20 protein-coding genes and 1 pseudogene are annotated in these 17,076 nt (G+C 41.4%); 9 read left to right on the plus strand and 12 right to left on the minus strand.

From position 1 onward, the window contains the following. Nucleotides 1-80 precede the first annotated feature (80 nt). Nucleotides 81-668, plus strand: a complete 588-nt coding sequence (locus NLP_RS27010; RefSeq protein ID WP_104909014.1) for a Uma2 family endonuclease — start codon at nt 81-83, stop codon at nt 666-668. Between the two features lie 38 nt (nt 669-706). Here NLP_RS27010 and NLP_RS27015 read toward each other — a convergent pair whose 3' ends face one another. After that, nucleotides 707-1,813 (minus strand): peptidylprolyl isomerase, encoded by a 1,107-nt coding sequence (locus tag NLP_RS27015; protein WP_104909015.1) that lies wholly within the window; start codon nt 1,811-1,813, stop codon nt 707-709. Nucleotides 1,814-2,015: 202 nt separating this feature from the next. Here NLP_RS27015 and efp point away from each other — a divergent pair, with 202 nt between their 5' ends. The 3 genes from efp to NLP_RS27030 all read left to right on the plus strand — a co-directional run bounded on the left by efp (nt 2,016) and on the right by NLP_RS27030 (nt 3,650). Next, on the plus strand, nt 2,016-2,573 hold the full coding sequence (gene efp / locus NLP_RS27020; protein ID WP_104909016.1) for an elongation factor P: 558 nt from the start codon (nt 2,016-2,018) through the stop codon (nt 2,571-2,573). A 109-nt stretch (nt 2,574-2,682) separates the two neighbouring features. Next, the gene (accB, locus tag NLP_RS27025; RefSeq protein ID WP_104909017.1) at nt 2,683-3,240 is read left to right on the plus strand and encodes an acetyl-CoA carboxylase biotin carboxyl carrier protein; all 558 of its coding nucleotides are present in this window, start codon (nt 2,683-2,685) and stop codon (nt 3,238-3,240) included. 62 nt (nt 3,241-3,302) lie between these two features. Continuing rightward, nucleotides 3,303-3,650: an ArsR/SmtB family transcription factor gene (locus NLP_RS27030; protein ID WP_104909018.1), complete on the plus strand. Its 348-nt coding sequence runs from the start codon at nt 3,303-3,305 to the stop codon at nt 3,648-3,650. 57 nt (nt 3,651-3,707) lie between these two features. Here the strand turns inward: NLP_RS27030 and NLP_RS27035 are convergent, their stop codons facing one another. Both NLP_RS27035 and NLP_RS27040 read right to left on the minus strand, forming a co-directional pair. Further along, nucleotides 3,708-4,319, minus strand: a complete 612-nt coding sequence (locus NLP_RS27035; protein ID WP_104909019.1) for a GerMN domain-containing protein — start codon at nt 4,317-4,319, stop codon at nt 3,708-3,710. Nucleotides 4,320-4,650: 331 nt separating this feature from the next. Continuing rightward, nucleotides 4,651-6,462 carry a proline--tRNA ligase gene (locus tag NLP_RS27040; RefSeq protein WP_104909020.1) on the minus strand — a complete coding sequence of 604 codons (1,812 nt, stop codon included), beginning with the start codon at nt 6,460-6,462 and terminating at the stop codon, nt 4,651-4,653. 68 nt (nt 6,463-6,530) lie between these two features. Between NLP_RS27040 and NLP_RS33660 the strand changes: the two genes are divergently transcribed. The 5 genes and pseudogenes from NLP_RS33660 to NLP_RS27060 all read left to right on the plus strand — a co-directional run bounded on the left by NLP_RS33660 (nt 6,531) and on the right by NLP_RS27060 (nt 10,119). Then, the gene (locus NLP_RS33660; protein ID WP_158680549.1) at nt 6,531-6,761 is read left to right on the plus strand and encodes a hypothetical protein; all 231 of its coding nucleotides are present in this window, start codon (nt 6,531-6,533) and stop codon (nt 6,759-6,761) included. A gap of 93 nt (nt 6,762-6,854) precedes the next feature. Further along, nucleotides 6,855-7,424, plus strand: a pseudogene (locus tag NLP_RS27045) (Uma2 family endonuclease). Nucleotides 7,425-7,701: 277 nt separating this feature from the next. After that, complete coding sequence (locus NLP_RS27050; protein WP_104909021.1) at nt 7,702-9,093, plus strand: glycerol acyltransferase; 1,392 nt, start codon at nt 7,702-7,704, stop codon at nt 9,091-9,093. Between the two features lie 128 nt (nt 9,094-9,221). Then, nucleotides 9,222-9,791, plus strand: coding sequence for a hypothetical protein (locus tag NLP_RS27055; RefSeq protein ID WP_104909022.1), 570 nt, complete (start codon nt 9,222-9,224; stop codon nt 9,789-9,791). A gap of 28 nt (nt 9,792-9,819) precedes the next feature. Further along, nucleotides 9,820-10,119 carry a protochlorophyllide oxidoreductase gene (locus NLP_RS27060; protein ID WP_234017082.1) on the plus strand — a complete coding sequence of 100 codons (300 nt, stop codon included), beginning with the start codon at nt 9,820-9,822 and terminating at the stop codon, nt 10,117-10,119. A gap of 143 nt (nt 10,120-10,262) precedes the next feature. On the opposite strand, the gene NLP_RS27065 is transcribed toward NLP_RS27060, so the two are convergent. From NLP_RS27065 to cysE, 9 genes are all read right to left on the minus strand, one after another. Beyond that, the gene (locus NLP_RS27065) at nt 10,263-10,838 is read right to left on the minus strand and encodes a Uma2 family endonuclease (protein ID WP_104909024.1); all 576 of its coding nucleotides are present in this window, start codon (nt 10,836-10,838) and stop codon (nt 10,263-10,265) included. A gap of 57 nt (nt 10,839-10,895) precedes the next feature. Then, the gene (locus NLP_RS27070) at nt 10,896-12,050 is read right to left on the minus strand and encodes a PD-(D/E)XK nuclease family protein (protein WP_104909025.1); all 1,155 of its coding nucleotides are present in this window, start codon (nt 12,048-12,050) and stop codon (nt 10,896-10,898) included. Between the two features lie 239 nt (nt 12,051-12,289). Next, the gene (locus NLP_RS27075) at nt 12,290-12,835 is read right to left on the minus strand and encodes a (2Fe-2S) ferredoxin domain-containing protein (protein WP_104909026.1); all 546 of its coding nucleotides are present in this window, start codon (nt 12,833-12,835) and stop codon (nt 12,290-12,292) included. Nucleotides 12,836-12,944: 109 nt separating this feature from the next. After that, on the minus strand, nt 12,945-13,148 hold the full coding sequence (nifT, locus tag NLP_RS27080; RefSeq protein ID WP_104909027.1) for a putative nitrogen fixation protein NifT: 204 nt from the start codon (nt 13,146-13,148) through the stop codon (nt 12,945-12,947). Then, a complete protein-coding gene (locus tag NLP_RS27085; protein WP_104909028.1) occupies nt 13,123-13,410 on the minus strand; it encodes a nitrogen fixation protein NifZ in 288 nt (95 codons plus the stop codon). Before NLP_RS27085 ends, nifT begins: the two co-directional genes overlap by 26 nt. Continuing rightward, nucleotides 13,397-14,530, minus strand: coding sequence for a homocitrate synthase (gene nifV, locus NLP_RS27090; protein ID WP_104909029.1), 1,134 nt, complete (start codon nt 14,528-14,530; stop codon nt 13,397-13,399). Before nifV ends, NLP_RS27085 begins: the two co-directional genes overlap by 14 nt. 371 nt (nt 14,531-14,901) lie before the next feature. After that, nucleotides 14,902-15,099, minus strand: coding sequence for a DUF2949 domain-containing protein (locus NLP_RS27095; protein WP_104909030.1), 198 nt, complete (start codon nt 15,097-15,099; stop codon nt 14,902-14,904). A gap of 302 nt (nt 15,100-15,401) precedes the next feature. Next, nucleotides 15,402-15,632 carry an Asr1405/Asl0597 family protein gene (locus NLP_RS27100; RefSeq protein ID WP_104909031.1) on the minus strand — a complete coding sequence of 77 codons (231 nt, stop codon included), beginning with the start codon at nt 15,630-15,632 and terminating at the stop codon, nt 15,402-15,404. A gap of 87 nt (nt 15,633-15,719) precedes the next feature. After that, a complete protein-coding gene (gene cysE / locus NLP_RS27105) occupies nt 15,720-16,460 on the minus strand; it encodes a serine O-acetyltransferase (protein ID WP_104909032.1) in 741 nt (246 codons plus the stop codon). Nucleotides 16,461-17,076 lie beyond the last annotated feature (616 nt).

A 17,076-nucleotide genomic window follows, 5' to 3' on the forward strand; every position in this document is an offset into this window, starting at 1 on the left:
TCCGTGTTGCAAAATTACGAAGAAAACTGATGATTTACTTTACTCTTTAAGATAAGGGTATCGTCTAGGAGTCAGTTGGAATGGTAACAACACCAGTAACCAGCATCACATTTGAGGAGTACTTAACCTATGATGATGGTAGCGATTTCCATTATGAGCTGGTGGATGGCAAGCTAGAGCTAATGAATCCACCTACTATTGAACATTTCCTGATTGTCGATTTTTTGGATACTGCTTTGAAAGCAGAAATCAAACGTTGTAACTATACTTGGCTGTGTTTTCGGGAAAGTGGGGTGAGAACGGGTAGAAATAAATCTAGGTTGACCGATCTGTGTGTAGTGACACTGGAGCAAGCTAGAGAATTGTTGAATGCTTCAGCAGTATTTGAGTCACCCCCGTTATTAATTGTTGAGGTGGTTAGTCCAGAGTCTGTGAAACGGGACTATCGCTATAAGCGATCAGAATATGCGGCGTTAGAGGTTCCTGAATATTGGATTGTAGACCCACTGCAAACAAAAGTTTCCGTGTTACTACTGGAAGATGGATTGTACGAAGAAACAGTTTTTACAACAACTCAAGAAATTGGATCACGGACTTTTCCAGAATTAGCGATCGCAGTTGATCAGATATTCACCGCCGGAAATTTGAATCAGGGGAGACGCGATTAATCGCGTCTGTACAGGAATTATTCTTCCCCTGCTCCTTTTTATGCAGCTTGCGGCTGAACCAGATTTTCTATTCCCTGAACCACAGCTGCCGATTCAATTTTGTCACCAGCCTTTAGTTTATCCAAAACTTCTCTCCCTTCGGTGAGATAGCCAAAAACGGCATAACGACCATCCAATAGGTTGCGTCCGGCGGGGGTGAGTTCTGGTTCAAACAAAAAGAAGAAAAATTGTGATGAACCACCATTTACTTCACTTTCAGGACGAGCCATCACTACTGCACCAAAGGCAGAAAAAGGTAGAACTGGCATATCAACGTAACGTCCAGCTTCTTCTAAAGTAATGCCATAAGTGGGTACTTTATCGCCTTTAACTAAGACTTCTAAGGGAATAGCGCGATATTTGCCCGTTGTTGGGTCAATAAAACCCACATCTTTCCCAGCAGGATCTCCAGTTTGGAGAAAGTAAGATTCTTCAGAACGGGTAAATTCTAAGCCATTATAAAAACCCCTCTGTACCAAATCTACAAAATTACCAGCAGTTACAGGGGCGCTATAACCGTCTACCACAAGAGCTAAATCGCCTTTGTTGGTTTTAATTTCTATAGTGGCACGACCTTTAAGTTGTGGCAGGTTACTGTATTCAACAGGAACTTCAAAGGGAAATTGTTTCACCATTGAATCTTCTAGCCCAGTAACGAGATTTAGTAGTTTACTTCTCTCTTGCAGAATTTGTTCTTTATCTTTGCTGTTCGCCAATTCTTCCAATTTACCCACCCCAGATTTCAACTCAGTAATCCAAGCTTCAGCTTGGGGTTGGCGTTCTGCGGGAACGCTTGTTAAGATTTGGGAAGGTTTATCGAGAATGCGGGATGCTTGGCTGATGTCTTTGGAAATAGCACCCCAACGCCGATTCGCCCGCAGTTGGGCAGAGATGTCCTCTAAGCTGCCTTGTAGTTGCCGCACAGGTTTGTTATCTATCGGGAGTGCATACCGTAACAAAGCCTTTCCGTCGGTAATTGCATTGCCGGCTGGGAGTGCGGCGCTACTGGAGGGAGTCCACCCAGCTGTAGTTATGCCTAAAAATATTGTTATCAGCAGTATTGCCATTAGGCTCTTCTTCAGCCAGGATTTTAATAAGTTAAGCATGGGATAACTCAAATGCAGCAGTGAATTGTTGACTGGACGTAACCCATAAATAATCTTCCCACGTTAGGTGATGAGTGGAGCAGAGGTCTAGGGCTGAGGAAAAATGACTAATGACAATGACACTAAACTAATGACAAATGCCCAATGACGACCCTAGAAGGGTACAATAAATGCCGATTGTCTTCCAAAATTTGAAAGTTTCATGATCTCCAGTAACGACTTTCGACCCGGTGTTTCAATTGTATTGGATGGGTCTGTATGGCGAGTGCTTGAATTCTTGCACGTCAAACCAGGCAAAGGTTCCGCCTTTGTACGAACTAAGCTAAAAAATGTCCAGAGTGGGAGCGTTATGGAAAAAACGTTCCGCGCAGGGGAAACAGTGCCGCAAGCCACTCTAGAAAAAAGTACGATGCAGCATACCTATAAAGAAGGCGATGAGTTTGTCTTTATGGATATGGAAACCTACGAAGAAGGCAGATTGACTCGCCAACAAATTGGCGATCGCGTCAAGTACCTCAAAGAAGGTATGGAAGCCGAAGTGATTCGGTGGGGCGAACAGGTACTGGGAGTAGAGTTACCTAAGTCTGTGGTTCTGGAAATTGTACAAACAGATCCAGGTTTAAAAGGTGACACTGCCACAGGTGGCTCAAAACCAGCAACTCTGGAAACTGGTGCAGTTGTGATGGTTCCTTTATTTATTTCCCAAGGAGAACGTATCAAAGTTGATACTCAGGAAGATAAATATATCAGCAGGGAATAACTTTCATCTCTATGGAGATGCTTGCTCCCGATTGAAATCCCTACATAGGGATTAATTCCCTGCCACACTTAAGATGCTCATTTACGGATAGGTCGAGGTAATAAAAACTGTGCCATTGGACTTTAATGAAATCCGCCAACTTCTGGCAACTATCGCACAAACAGATATTGCAGAAGTCACGCTCAAAAGCGATGATTTTGAGCTAACAGTCCGTAAGGCTGTGAGCGTTAACAATCAGATGTTGTCGGTAGGTCAAGGGACTTTAGGCGGTGTGGTAGGTTCAGGCTTGACATCGGGTTCATCTGGGGGAAACCAGATGAGCGGAAGTCAGGTAACGGAGGTATCCACATCTCGTGTATTTGAGAATACTGGAACTAGCACACAAATGCAGTTGTCAGTAAATCCTGCCTCAACCATTGACCAAAGATTAGTAGAAGTGCCTTCCCCAATGGTAGGAACATTTTATCGCGCTCCTGCGCCTGGGGAAGCAGCATTTGTGGAAGTGGGCGATCGCGTCCGCAAGGGTCAAACAGTCTGTATCATTGAAGCCATGAAGCTGATGAATGAAATCGAAGCCGAAGTCTCTGGACAGGTGATGGAAATTCTTCTCGAAAATGGCGACGCTGTAGAATATGGTCAACCTTTGATGCGAATTAACCCTGATTAAGTATTAATGTATATATGAAGTGAGTCATTGTTAAAATTTTCTGTCCTTGCGGGTTAACCCTGATGAAACAAACGTTGCCTTTACCACCAGAAGTGGTGCAACAAGTAGCTGAATACTTCAGCTTGTTAAGTGAGCCAATGCGCCTACGGCTGCTACACTTATTACGGGATGAAGAAAAATGCGTGCAAGAGTTGGTAGAGGCAACACAGACTTCTCAGGCAAATGTATCAAAACACCTGAAGGTAATGTGGCAAGCAGGTATTCTTAGCCGCCGCAGTGAAGGAACTTGCGCCTATTACCGGGTGGAAGATCAAATGATTTTTGATTTGTGTAATCGGGTTTGCGATCGCCTCGCCACAAGGTTAGAGCAGCAAGCCCGTAATTTTCGCGTGTTAAATAGCAAACGTTAGGTCAGTTGTCATTTGTCATTTGTCCAAAACTAATGACTAATGACTAATGACCAATGACTAAAGCGGATAATCTTTCTGAAACTGTTCGCGAGTTAGGGGTTGTTGTAACTCTAGACCCTCGCCGCCTAAAACATCCAACGGTTTGCCGTTCACGTCAATGTACACCTTGGCTTTGGGATTTAAACTTGTCGCAGTATAAACAACTTGTCCGACGCGGCCCATCATTGAGGTGCTACCACCACCACTGGTAAAATCTTCAGATAAATTAACGTGAACCTCGTTATTTTCCGCCTTCAGTCCCAATAGCTTAGTTTCTTTAGGGATAGTTGTTGAATCTGTCCCTTCTGTTGGGCCTGCTAACAAACTTTGGAAAGCTGCTTCTAAAGGCTGGTTGGGTCGAATAGAAGCGACTTTAACAGGTTGGGGAACCAAAGCAATATTTTTGTCTTTTGATCTTAGCCAATAAACATTAGGGGTTTGCTCATTAGCTGGCTGCCTAGTTGATGGCTGTGCTGGTTGATCGATGCGCGCAGAGGGGTTTGATGGTGTAGGAGTATTGCCAGATTGTGTGGTAAACCAAGCTACACCGCCACCCACCGCTACAACCGCTGCTGACACGGCTGCAATTACGCCTGAAGAAATACGATTAGATCCTTGTTGGTCTTTCATGTTCAAAACCTTCCTAACTGAGGGCTGATATGGTAGTTATGTGAGGAGCAGCCTGGTTAAAGACGATACTTATAAGTAGAGAGTTTCCCACAATTTAGAGGAGACTTGATGGCTTTTAATTCTGCAAGTTCCTAATTTAATTCTAGAATTTTTACTTTTAATCCGTCACCTACCAGATTATGTAAATTATGGGGAATGGGTGCGAAAAGTTAAGAGTTAGGAGTTAGGAGTTGGGGAGAAGGGAGAATTATTGGACAAGTCTCTCCCTTCTCCCTCCTCTTCCTTATCTACCTTATCTCTTCTCCATGCCCCATGCCCCATGCCCCATGCCCTATGCCCTATGCCCTATTGCTTCGGTAATCCACTGTTTAAGTGTTGTTGTCACTTCATCAATGACTATTTCTTGAGATTTACGGGTGGCTCTTTCTACAATTTCAACTTTGCCATTAGCGATCGCCCGCCCGGTTACAATTCTATAAGGTATGCCAATCAAGTCAGCATCTTTAAATTTCACTCCAGCACGTTCATCGCGGTCATCTAGTAGGGTTTCAATTCCTGCTTGATTGAGTTCTGTGTAAAGTTTTTGGGCGATTTCGATTTGTTGAGCATCCTTAATGTTAGGAATTGTGATGATCGCGTGATAGGGTGCGATCGCAACTGGCCAAATAATCCCATCTTTATCGTAAGATTGCTCTACAGCAGCTTGCGCTAGTCGTGATACACCTACGCCAAAACAACCCATAAATAGCGGCTTTTCTTCACCCTGTTCATTGGTATAAGTTGCTCCCATTGCTTGGGAATATTTAGTACCTAATTGGAAGATGTGACCTGCTTCAATTCCACGGGCGCTTTGTAAGGTTTGTTCTTGGTTATGGATGGCGCGATCGCCTGGTCTTGACTTACGTATATCTACTACTGTAGGCAATGTAAATTGCTCACCCCAATTAGCACCAACGACGTGATAGCCAGCTTCATTCGCACCTGTAACAAAGTTTTTTAAATCAACGGCTGTTTGATCTACCAAGCGCAAAAACTTGGGATGGATCTGCTTGTTGGCGGTAATATACTCATCTGCGATGTCTGGCGCAATGTAACCTAAAGGTAAAGATTTAGCTGTCCATGCTTGCTGGGCTTCTATATTTGGTACATCCAAACTAATAATAGTTTTAGCACCATATTCAGAAGCTAATTTGGTCAATTCATTTTGCAATTTGACTTCATTAACTTCCTGATCGCCTCGGATGCTTACCAGAACTAACACCGTTAAACCATTATCATAAACTGTCTGATAAAGGACGTTTTTCACTAATTGAGTAGGAGAAGAGTTGAGAAGTTTACAGACCTTTTCAATGGTTTCTGTTCCAGGTGTATCCCGTTTTTCATAGGTTGTAAACCGTGAGGTTTCGGCGTCAATTGGTAAAGAAACAGCCTTTTCTACGTTAGCGGCGTATTTACCATCCTCAGTGTAGAGAACTTCATCTTCGCCAGCTTCTGCCAAAATCATAAATTCTGTGGAACCAGAACCACCAATTGCACCCGAATCAGCCTCTACTGCCCGAAAAGCTAAACCAGAACGCCGTAGGATATTGCTGTAGGCTTTATACATATCCTGGTAAGTTTCTTTGAGGCTGGCTTCATCGGCGTGGCAAGAGTAGCCGTCCTTCATGATAAATTCCCGTCCGCGCATTAAACCAAAGCGGGGACGAATTTCATCACGGAATTTAGTTTGAATTTGGTAGAGATGCAGTGGTAATTGGCGATACGAGCGAATCATATCACGAGCGATCGCTGTGATTACTTCCTCATGAGTTGGGCCTAATCCTAATTGTTGCTCACGGCGGTCAATCAGGGAAAACATAATCCCCTCAGCTTTGGTGTAAGTGTCCCAGCGTCCCGATTCCTTCCACAAATCAGCAGGTTGTAATTGTGGTAGAAGACATTCTTGTGCGCCTGTAGCGTTCATTTCTTCTCGCACAATCTGGGAAACTTTTTGCAGTACCCGCCACATTAACGGGAGATAAGCATAGATACCACTACCGATGCGATGAATGTAACCTGCACGGAGTAATAATTTATGGCTGGGAATCTCAGCATCAGCCGGATCGTCACGCAGTGTAACAAATAACATTTGTGAAAGTCGCATCGTTTAATCCCTTTCCAGAATCTCTAATTTGTTTATAAACCACCTAGCGATTAGAAATCGCGCACCAGATGCTTCAAGTCGACACAGCCGGACGCCAGTCGTCTCAAGTCGGGAAACCCTTTCGGCAGTTCCTCCTGGGGGAAACCCCCTTGGCGCTAGCCTCTCCCTTTGGGAGAAGACCGGACTGCCGACCCTCCTACGTCGCTAACGCTGCGCTAACACCACGGCGCTGGCTCACCAACGCACTGGCTTGGCTACACAAACTCTCTTTGCCTGTGCGGACTAAGAAGGCATCTTAGTTTTTTAACTTGCGTGGTGTGCGATCGGCATCTTACAGCCATTAAGATATGGCATGATATAATCTTTGCAACTATTTAATCTAGGTCTAGGTTATGAGTCCTTTGACATTAAAACTAGACGCCGTTCACCTGAGTGACGAACAATTTTATCACTTATGTCAAAATAACCGCGAATTGAAATTTGAACGCACTGCTAAGGGAGAATTAGTCATCATGTCTCCCGTTGGAGGTGAAAGCAGCAATCGAGAAGCAGATTTAATTATTGATCTGGGAATCTGGAATCGGCAAACTTGTCTCGGATTTACCTTCAGTTCTTCTACTATATTCAAATTACCCAATGGTGCTGATCGTTCCCCAGATGCCGCTTGAATTCAACGAGAACGTTGGCAAGGACTTACACCTGAACAAAGACGCAAATTTCCCTCGATTGCACCCGATTTTGTCATTGAATTAAGGTCAGCAACAGATGATTTGGAAATGTTACGTTCCAAAATGCAAGAATATATAGATGCAGGGGTGCAATTGACATGGTTAATTAACCCCCAACATCAGCAAGTAGAAATTTATCGCCAAAAACAAGATACGGAAGTGCGAAATCTACCCACACAATTATCGGGTGAAGATGTATTGCCGGGATTTAGCTTAAGTCTTTCTTGTTATTAAGATTTGTAAGTCCTATTAAACCTCCACTATCTGCTAACACTTTTCATTGCAGCAGAAAATACTTTATAAGTCTGCGTCAGTCTGCTTCATTAAAAAATCTACGTAGGCGGACTAAGAAGGTATCCTAGTTTTCTAAGCCGAGTAATGTGCCAAGCACAGCGCAATAGGGAGGTTTTACTTCGACTTCATTACTCAGGGCATATTACAGCCGTTAGGATATCTTAAAAGAAATAACTATCAGGCGATTAGAATCAGGGCATCTTTAGGAGAAGCTACTTTGGCAGATGTAATTTATCAAGCACAAGCACCCTTAGAATTTATTCCTCCGGCGTTTAACCCTTTATTGCTACGAGGTGTCCATCTGTTGCTACCCAGTTGGATAAAATGGCAAACACCTATTACCCAAATTGAAGCAGACAACGTAGAGGTTCTGGTGGATCTCTATCGCCAGTTTCAAGACGGTAAGATCCGTTTTATGCTGGCATTTCGCCATCCGAAAACAGACGATCCGTTTTGTTTGGGTTACTTGCTGTCTCAACTCGTGCCAAAAGTAGCGCGATCGCAAAATATAACACTACAACTTCCCATTCACGCTCATTTTATCTACGATCGCGGCATTCCTCTGTGGGCAGGTTCCCATGTTGGCTGGATTGCTTCTCATTTAGGTGGGACTCCGATTCAGCGAGGTAAGGCTGACTGGACGGGGTTACGTTCGGCGCGTGAGTTGTTTGCTAATGGGAAATTCCCGATGGCGGCTGCGCCAGAAGGTGCTACCAATGGTTTATCAGAGAATATTAGCCCCCTAGAACCTGGTATTGCCCAATTAGGCTTTTGGTGTGCTGAAGATTTGCAAAAAGCTGGAAGCGACCAACAGGTTCTAATTGTACCAGTTGGGATTAAATATAGTTACGTTGATGCTCCTTGGGATGCGATCGCTAACCTTTTAAATGAGTTGGAAGCGGCTAGTGGTTTACCTGTGAATGCAGCAGAAAATGCTTCTATAGAATCGCTTTATCCCTGCTTGTTGACTTTGGCTGAACATTTACTTTCGCTGATGGAAAAATTTTACACGCGCTTTTATCATCTAAAGCTTACAGATGCCAAAACAGTAGGAAAAGAAATCGAAAATAGAAATGAAGCATTAGCTGTTCGTTTACAAGCGTTGTTGAATGCGGCGCTACTAATATCAGAACAGTATTTTGATTTGCAGTCAAAAGGTACTTTGAGTGACCGATGTCGGCGAGTAGAACAAGCTGGGTGGAATTATATATTTAGAGAAGATTTTAAGGATGTAAAAGGGGTATCTGCTGTAGAAAAAGCTTTAGGCGATCGCATTGCAGAAGAAGCGAATGCACGGATGTGGCACATGCGTTTAGTAGAAAGTTTTGTCGCTATTTCTGGTAATTATATTCGTGAAAACCCAACAGTAGAAAGGTTTGCTGAGACAACTTTAATTTTATGGCAAATGATTGCTAAAATCAAAGGTAATAAAACTGTGCAGCGTCCGCAATTGGGTAAACAAAAAGTAAAAATTACTGTGGGTGAACCCATATCTATTTCTGAGCATTACCCAGCATATAAGGAAAATCGTTTGGGTGCTAGACAAGCTATTGCTGATGTGACGAATAATTTACAACACGCGTTGGAAGGATTGATTGGATTGGGATGATGAGGCTCTTTCTCTCCCTCATCATTGCAGTCTATAAATTATCTTGAACTGTTAATTGCCATCTGACTAGGTAGTTCTTTATAATCTATCAATCTGAAACATTGCTACTAAAAGTTTATACAACTTAATTGACTACCATTGGATCTTATAAGGTAAAAGTCCGCATTAAATCGGCAGTCGAGGAAATTGCTATGCTTTCTTCAGCTAAAAAAAATGATATGCCTACTAATTGGTCTTTTAACTGGTTGAATTTGTGGCAAAATACCGATTTTGAATGTCAAAACATCGTCAAACTTGTTTATAAGGGTAAAGTCTGGGGATTAGTGCGATATGGTCTTTATCCCTATCCTGGCTCTCCAAAGTTTTTAGAGATAGAACAGATAGAAGCTCACCCTACAAGTCGAGGAGAGGGGGCTGAACGCTTCATGGAACCAATCGGCAAATGGTTAATTTGGTATGCAACCAAGGTTGGATTGGAGTTGTGTCAAACAGAAACAGATGAACCGCTAGTTGTCCTGGTTGCTCTAAATACGGCTGTGTCCTATTATAGTAATAAGGTGCAGATGGAGTATCTGGGGGCTGTCACAATCGCTCCGGGAGAAGATGGATATGCTTTTAGATTCTTGCGGAAAGCAGCCGCATCCTTCTGTGATCAACAAGAAAGCTTAAGAGGAGTGCCAAAGTTATATGGCCAGTAATACAATAAAAGCCGGGTCAAAAGTTGTTATGACTCACGCCCAAAGGCAAGCTTTCCTGAAAACGTCTTCTTTGGGACAACTATTCGGAGTAGCACATTTGCTACCTGAAGTCGAAGATTCAAAAAGCTACAACTATGCTTTAAGTAATCAAGCAAAATTGGTAGATGTAGATATATCATTTTCTAGCAAACATAAGTTTCAGTATGAGATGTTAGAGCCTTACAGAAAAGGTCGTGGTAAATGGTTCAGAACTGTATCTTGGATGCATCTCTATCACTCAAAGCTTGAAAAAATTTCATCCCAAACAAAGACAATGGTAACAGTGTAAGTAGTTAAAAAAACACTTTAGATAAATCTAGAAACAAATAATGTAAAGATTAAAGACGCCATTAATGGCGTCTTTAATCTTTTTGACCATTTTAACTTTTTATCCGACAAACCATCAATCGAGTAATTCACCAATCTCATACATTAACCTGGAAATACTTTAGATAAATCCAGAAATAAATCAGGAAAATATGGCAGACTAACTGATTCATTTTGTAGAAAAATTAACTTACGACGATAACCAAATCTACCTTGTAAATCTTTATAAGGCTCGCTGTAAGATTCTAAGTAGTTATCTACTAAATTAAATATCCAATAGTCGGAAATACCAGCTTCTGCATAAACAGATAGTTTTACATCTTGGTCATATTTCAAAGTGGAATTAGAAATTTCAATTACCAACAATACATCAGATGGGCTAGGATGAGCTTCTAAATAGTCATCAGGACGATTTCGTACAATGACTATATCGGGTTCTGGTTCGCTGTCATCAGGTATAATAATTGGTTCTTGTCCTCGAAGAATCGCATCTTCTACAACCAGCTTGAATAATTCCCGATATAAGCGGGTGCTGCAAACAGAATGCGGTGTACCTTTTGCTGCCATCTGGATTATTTCACCCTTAATTAGCTCAACTCGGTCATTCTCCTCAAAGAAGCCGAGTTCAGCTAGACGGTGATATTCAGCTATAGTAAAGCGTTTAGCAGTGGTAAGGCTCATAACAACTACGAGAATGCAGAGTTGCTTTTATCTTAATATAGCTATAGCTGATTAAAGTTATGCGATGGAAGATGGTAAGGTGTCTAGGTCTTCTTTATCAGTTTCTGTAACTGTTTCTATACTTACACCCTTCCAAGGAAAATCAAAATATTGTTCCTGAACCGTTTTTAATTCCTTTATTGACTCTTGGAAAAATAATTTAATAGCAGATACGTGGTTTTCTTCAGATAAAAAGTCTTGTAAGCTTTTTCGATAAAATATACCTGACCATGCTGGCAAAACTTTTAAATTACTAGGAGTCCATAGATTGGGTTTATCGTAAATTATTTTTTGCATAGATTCAATAATTTTTGGGCGTTGTCCAAACCTAGAAGAAACCTGCAAAAATATACCTAAATATGGATAATCAGTTAAATTACTTGGATTTAAACCGAAGTATCCAAGACCACACCATAAATCCCATGTGGAGGGAGAAAAGTGGGTGTAGATAATATATCTCTCGTCCCATTTCCATTGAGTCCTACTTGCTGCACCTCTGATAACACCTCCAAAAGCTAACCTGAATTCGTGCTGTACTTCTTCACTGAGGGTTGATTCCATAAGATTGAGAGTTTTGTTAAAATTCACCATTGTCAATAAGTCAAGCGATGAAAATTGATTAGTGGTAGACATTCCATTTCTCCTCATGAACATTAATATTTCTTGGGCTAAGATATCAGTTGCGTATTGTTGTAATCGGGCATAAAATTGATGCCACCTCAATTGATAAAAACTTACTTTTGGCTCTAGATTAAATGCTGGAGTTTTAATTTCTTTTTTCGGGTCATAATCACGGGTGATGTAAATTAAAATTCGATGTCTGATATTTGGTAAATTACTCAAAATTTCAGCATATTTTTTTAAAGAATTATTTCCATCATTCGCGCCAATTTTGGATTCAATAAATATTACATCTGTGCTAAAACCATTTGACAGTTCAACCTCAATATCAAGTCTGCTATCCTCTGTATGGTTTTCAAGTCCTTTGTGTTCTTGTTGAGTTGAAATCTTGATGCTGGAATAATTATCATCACTAATGATTGAGTGATGTTTTAGCCAACCAATTAAAATATCATTATTTAGGGACAGAAAATAAGCAACAATCTCAGTAAAAAAATCTTCACGCGGTTTACTTGCTGAATGTAAGTTGAGTAAATTAGTAAACAAAGACATTTATTTTTAAGTATTTAAAGTAATCTAAAAAAGTTATACACACTAAGCTTGTAGTCGTGCTTGAACAAGGCTACACAAAAGTTTTATAAGTTATGTTTGTATTCGATATTACTAGCGTTGCAGCAGTTATAACTTAGCCGCTCGCAGTTTGACAAGGGTGCTAAACGATACAAAAAAAATAGGGGTAAAATTTTTACCCCTACAAATTTATGTATTATTTTAAGAATAGCTAGAGAAGTTTATTGCTCTGTTAAGTGACCTTCTAGCAAAGATGCGATCGCTTCAGGATGAATATTCTTGTATTTCTTGTTACCAAGCTGTAAAACACAGTTGGGAGCGCTGCCACAGCATTTTTGGCAACTAGTATGTTCAATGTTAACTTTGTCTAACAAACCGCGATCGCTCAAAGTTTTTTCTAATTCTGATAACAAACCTTTACCACCACGTTTCAGGCAACCGCCTTTTTGACATACCATAATCCTCGCTTTAGGTTGAGGTGGTAAATCTTGCTTTGGACACGCATCAATTGGTGTCACTCGATAGGCTTTAATTTTTATTTTACTTGTGCGCGAGTCCACCTTACTATGACCACAAACACGAACTCGCTGACCGGGAACTAAGGATGAACTTAGAGAACTGCGCAACTCTTTAGGCAGTTTGATTTCCACATTTCCAGATGGAACTGCCAATTGCAAATATTTATATTTTCCTGGTTCACCACCAACAAAACCTAGTAACTGTCCTTCAAGGTTCAATTCTGATAACGTCAAATACTTGTTACCCATGATTGATAAAAAGTTATTGGGAATTGGGAATTGGGCATTGGGAATTGGGAATTGGGAATTGGGAATTGAAATTAATTATTTCTTCCTGACTCCCCACTCCCTATTCTTGTTACGCGAGGCGTTTAGCTTCTACCGTTTGAGGTAAATTTGCTGCATCTGGCAAATCACGAAATTCTAATTCCCAACCATTTGCTAGGGTGAGAATCTTACCATCAGTTCCATCGGTTTGTTTGACGACTTCTTCTTCTAGGTCTTTTTTAGCAACGTAAACTACTAAAGTACCGGCATCATTCATCCGTAGCATTACTTTCATGAGATTCCTCAACAGATTCTAGTTCTTTTTTCATACAGCCGACGACGAACCCTGTTTCTAAGAAATGCACAGCATATATATAGGAACTCTGCAAATATGTGCCTATACTCGCTATGTAGCCGATATCTCCCTTGTTTACCAAAACTTGGCCGACTTCCTTACCAGGAAAAGTACCATCGTTTTTTAGCAGTTTCCGAACTCTGACTTTTTCACCAATTTCAAAAGCAGGTGGCAAGTTTAGTTCTAATTCATCGCGTTGCATGAGAGTACCTCTGTTCTCTGACCAAATTCAATAGTTCTTCTGTCGTCAAACTACGTTTTTTCTGTACCGATTGATGGCGCACTGCGTCTAAAACAGATTGGGTTTCTTGGGAGTTCAAGAAAATTCCATGCTGTTCTAGTAAGTTAGCAACCAAATGCCGTCCAGAATGTTTACCTACTACTAAACGCCGTTCCCAACCTACTTCTTCGGGTGCAAATGGTTCGTAGGTGATCGGGTTTTGCAATACCCCGTGAGCATGGATGCCAGATTCGTGAGCAAAAGTATTTTCGCCAACGATCGCTTTCCAGGGTGGTACATCGGCTCCTGATGCGGCTGCAACTAGTTGAGACAGTTCCAGCAAACTGGGAGTGTCAATTCCCAAATCAACGTTGTAGATGCGTTTGATCGCCATGACAACTTCTTCTAATGCTGCATTTCCCGCCCTTTCACCCAATCCGTTGACTGTGGTATTCACTGATGAGGCTCCAGCTTTGATACCTGCAAGGGCGTTGGCAGTTGCCATGCCAAAATCATTATGCGTGTGGATTTCTAGGGGAATCGTCAACGCGGAAACCAGCCTTTGGACTTTGGTGTAGGTGGTGAAGGGGTCGAGAACTCCTACAGTGTCGCAGAAACGGAAGCGGGATGCACCCCATTCTTGGGCATAAAGTGCTACATCTAAGAGGAAGTTTTCATCAGCCCTGGAAGAATCTTCTCCGCCAACTGCTACCCAAAGACCTTGATCGAGGGCGAAGTTGATTGAGTCTTTGAGTTTTTGCAAACTTACTCGCCACTGACCATGAAATTTAGTGGCAATTTGGATACCAGAGACGGGAATGGCAATATGCACCCGGTTCAAACCACAGGCGATGGAAGCCTTGATATCTGAGATGACAGCACGGTTCCAGCCCAAGAGTTTTGCTTGTAAACCTAAGTTACAAATTGCGGCGATCGCACGGGTTTCTTCGTCGCCCATTGCCGGTATACCCACTTCTAATTCCGGTATACCAATGGCATCGAGAAACTTAGCGATCGCTACTTTTTCTTGTAGAGTAAAGGCAACACCTGCGGCTTGTTCGCCATCACGTAATGTAGTGTCATTAATTATGATTTGATTCATTGCAAATATCCCTCTCTTGGAAGTATTCTTAATATCCTTTCCCTTTACAATCCCTCGTGATGGTAAATGCTAAAAATATCACAATTCATAATGTAGGATACATGATCCTTAATTATTGCCCCATTAGTAGCATCACATCTGTATGACAGGGAACTAAAACAATGTATAATTTACTAATCGTTTTTACCGATGTCATTTGAAATGTCTTCGATTAGCAATGAACTAATATAACTATTAGCAAATCCCGAACAAAGTAATACACATAATCCAGCAATTAAGGATGTAATCATCTTCGTAACCTCATCTTTTCTAGTGCATTTTGGTGTAATTTAGGCAGGTAATGGTACTCAAAGCTAAGGGGTACAAATTTGCTAACTTTGGTCTGCTAGCCAATCAAAAATTTTTCCTAACTGCTCCAAGTCAACGAAACCATACTGCCAGAGGAGCATCGGTAGTGGGCCATTTTCTGATTCACGGTGTCGCAGAGCTACAGCAATATCGGCATTTGAAAGTTCAAGTTCATTGTGCAAAAAATTGAGGAGTTTTATATCTCTGTTCCGAGTCGGCATAATCGAACTTTCAATTTATTAATTTGGGAAAAGATTAAAAATCAGAAATTCCAATTTATATTTAGGAACTTCACCTTTTTAATTGTTGCTATATGTCAGGGAAGTTTCAGATTTAGTAGACTTAACAAAATCTAAACCCCATCTAATCCATCTCAGTCTGCAACAAATTCTCCTAGCGGACAGTAGCTTCAAACTCTAAACCTATTTGAACTTTGTGCATCTATGAACAAAAAGGATGAAGTCCAGTACTTGCGTCATGAATTCAAGATTAATCGTCTCTGAATTAGGTCTTTTTGAAATAATCATGACTCACCACTATAATGCCAGCAACGCTCTAGCCACTCTAATAATTCGTGACGAGAAGCAAGAAATTGCATAACTATACTGCGAATCAGAATTACTTCGACTAAATTGTTCACTTGCACTCGCAAAGAACCATCGGGGGGACAGTAGCTCTTAATTTTTAACTCTTGCAAGCGGTGATAGATTCGCCAGCGATCGCTCAAAGGAATCTGCAAAACGTGATTTGTCATTTGTCATTTGTCCTTTGTCGGTTGTCCTTTGTCATTTGTCAGTTGTCATTTGTCCTTTGTCCTTTGCTAATGACCAATGACCAATGACTAATGACTCTTAACGCCTAAAGTTTGCAGTTGTTTTTCGAGTTGCTCGATGCGTGAGAGCAAAGAACGAATCACAGTTGCTTCTACATCGGGTAGCTTTCCATGTTCTAAAGGAGAAAGGCTGGCGCTTTCGTTGCGAGAAATAATTCGACCGGGAACTCCCACAACTGTGGAGTCGTTAGGGACATTCTGCAAGAGAATCGAACCTGCACCAATACGGACGCGATCGCCAATTTGCAGATTACCCAAAACTTTCGCACCCGCCCCAATTACTGCATTTTTGCCGACTGTGGGATGACGCTTACCGCTTTCTTTACCAGTTCCGCCAAGGGTGACGTCCTGATAAATCAGTGTATAGTCGCCGACGATCGCAGTTTCGCCAATCACAACACCCATTCCGTGGTCGATAAACACGCCCTGACCAATCTCTGCACCTGGGTGAATTTCAATTCCGGTCAAAAATCGCCCCAAGTGAGAAATTAAGCGGGGGATAAAACCGACTCCTCGACTATGTAACCAGTGAGCAAGACGATGCAAACATAGCGCGTGCAATCCAGGGTAGCAAAACACCACCTCTAGCCAATTCCGTGCTGCTGGATCGCGCTCAAAGATAATGCGAAAATCACTCAATAATGGCTCAAAAAAAACGCCAGAGAGGAGATTTTTCAGCATGGATGTATGGGCAGAATCCTGCGTTTTGGTAGTCTGGGAGTCGCTAATATTGTCTAAAGACTGTTGCATCGGTAATGTCTATCTGGTAAAAAGAGTCATCTGCTATTTTTATGCTTATATCAGGTAACTTCCAACTCGATAGAAAACCCAATGCTGATTGGATTTATTGGATTGATTGAGGTTGTACTCAAACGCCGAAACCCCTACTTAAAATAAATTTAAAATTTATCTTGGGGTAGGGGCGCTAGTATTTAATGATGGGGGTACTAGTATTTTTGGGGTAGGGGTTAAGAATTTCTGTGCTCGCTACAAGAAACTTTACCTGTAAGCCTTTGCTAAGATTTAATCAAGATATTTTGCAATATATTAAGCTGTACTCAGATGCACTCAAGCATGAATTTAATAAGGCTACAAATCAATATTCTGTATATCCTATTACTATTAGTATCTTATTATTTGGATAGGCAAACAACAGGTTTCTTTATTTTATTTTAGGATTTGCTGTCTGTATGTATGTATACGTTTCAAAATATAGTTATCGCTTATCGGGACTGTTTTCTTATTATATAGATGTGTGGGAATAGCCAACACAAAATCTTAGAGCGGCATAATAGGTAGATATTCTCATAGCAGTTAAATAATTGCTGATTGCTGTAGCGGCGTAAAGCTATGCTACCCTAGCCAC

Source organism: Nostoc sp. 'Lobaria pulmonaria (5183) cyanobiont' (genome assembly GCF_002949795.1).
Lineage (GTDB): Bacteria > Cyanobacteriota > Cyanobacteriia > Cyanobacteriales > Nostocaceae > Nostoc.

Bases quoted from the DNA above. Each gene is read 5' to 3' on its own strand.
- NLP_RS27010 (WP_104909014.1), top strand. From the start codon at position 81: ATGGTAACAACACCAGTAACCAGCATCACATTTGAGGAGTACTTAACC.
- NLP_RS27015 (WP_104909015.1), bottom strand. From the start codon at position 1,813: ATGCTTAACTTATTAAAATCCTGGCTGAAGAAGAGCCTAATGGCAATA.
- efp (WP_104909016.1), top strand. From the start codon at position 2,016: ATGATCTCCAGTAACGACTTTCGACCCGGTGTTTCAATTGTATTGGAT.
- NLP_RS27030 (WP_104909018.1), top strand. From the start codon at position 3,303: ATGAAACAAACGTTGCCTTTACCACCAGAAGTGGTGCAACAAGTAGCT.
- NLP_RS27035 (WP_104909019.1), bottom strand. From the start codon at position 4,319: ATGAAAGACCAACAAGGATCTAATCGTATTTCTTCAGGCGTAATTGCA.
- NLP_RS27040 (WP_104909020.1), bottom strand. From the start codon at position 6,462: ATGCGACTTTCACAAATGTTATTTGTTACACTGCGTGACGATCCGGCT.
- NLP_RS33660 (WP_158680549.1), top strand. From the start codon at position 6,531: ATGCTTCAAGTCGACACAGCCGGACGCCAGTCGTCTCAAGTCGGGAAA.
- NLP_RS27060 (WP_234017082.1), top strand. From the start codon at position 9,820: ATGACTCACGCCCAAAGGCAAGCTTTCCTGAAAACGTCTTCTTTGGGA.
- NLP_RS27065 (WP_104909024.1), bottom strand. From the start codon at position 10,838: ATGAGCCTTACCACTGCTAAACGCTTTACTATAGCTGAATATCACCGT.
- NLP_RS27070 (WP_104909025.1), bottom strand. From the start codon at position 12,050: ATGTCTTTGTTTACTAATTTACTCAACTTACATTCAGCAAGTAAACCG.
- NLP_RS27075 (WP_104909026.1), bottom strand. From the start codon at position 12,835: ATGGGTAACAAGTATTTGACGTTATCAGAATTGAACCTTGAAGGACAG.
- nifT (WP_104909027.1), bottom strand. From the start codon at position 13,148: ATGAAAGTAATGCTACGGATGAATGATGCCGGTACTTTAGTAGTTTAC.
- NLP_RS27085 (WP_104909028.1), bottom strand. From the start codon at position 13,410: ATGCAACGCGATGAATTAGAACTAAACTTGCCACCTGCTTTTGAAATT.
- nifV (WP_104909029.1), bottom strand. From the start codon at position 14,530: ATGAATCAAATCATAATTAATGACACTACATTACGTGATGGCGAACAA.
- NLP_RS27095 (WP_104909030.1), bottom strand. From the start codon at position 15,099: ATGCCGACTCGGAACAGAGATATAAAACTCCTCAATTTTTTGCACAAT.
- NLP_RS27100 (WP_104909031.1), bottom strand. From the start codon at position 15,632: ATGACAAATCACGTTTTGCAGATTCCTTTGAGCGATCGCTGGCGAATC.
- cysE (WP_104909032.1), bottom strand. From the start codon at position 16,460: ATGCAACAGTCTTTAGACAATATTAGCGACTCCCAGACTACCAAAACG.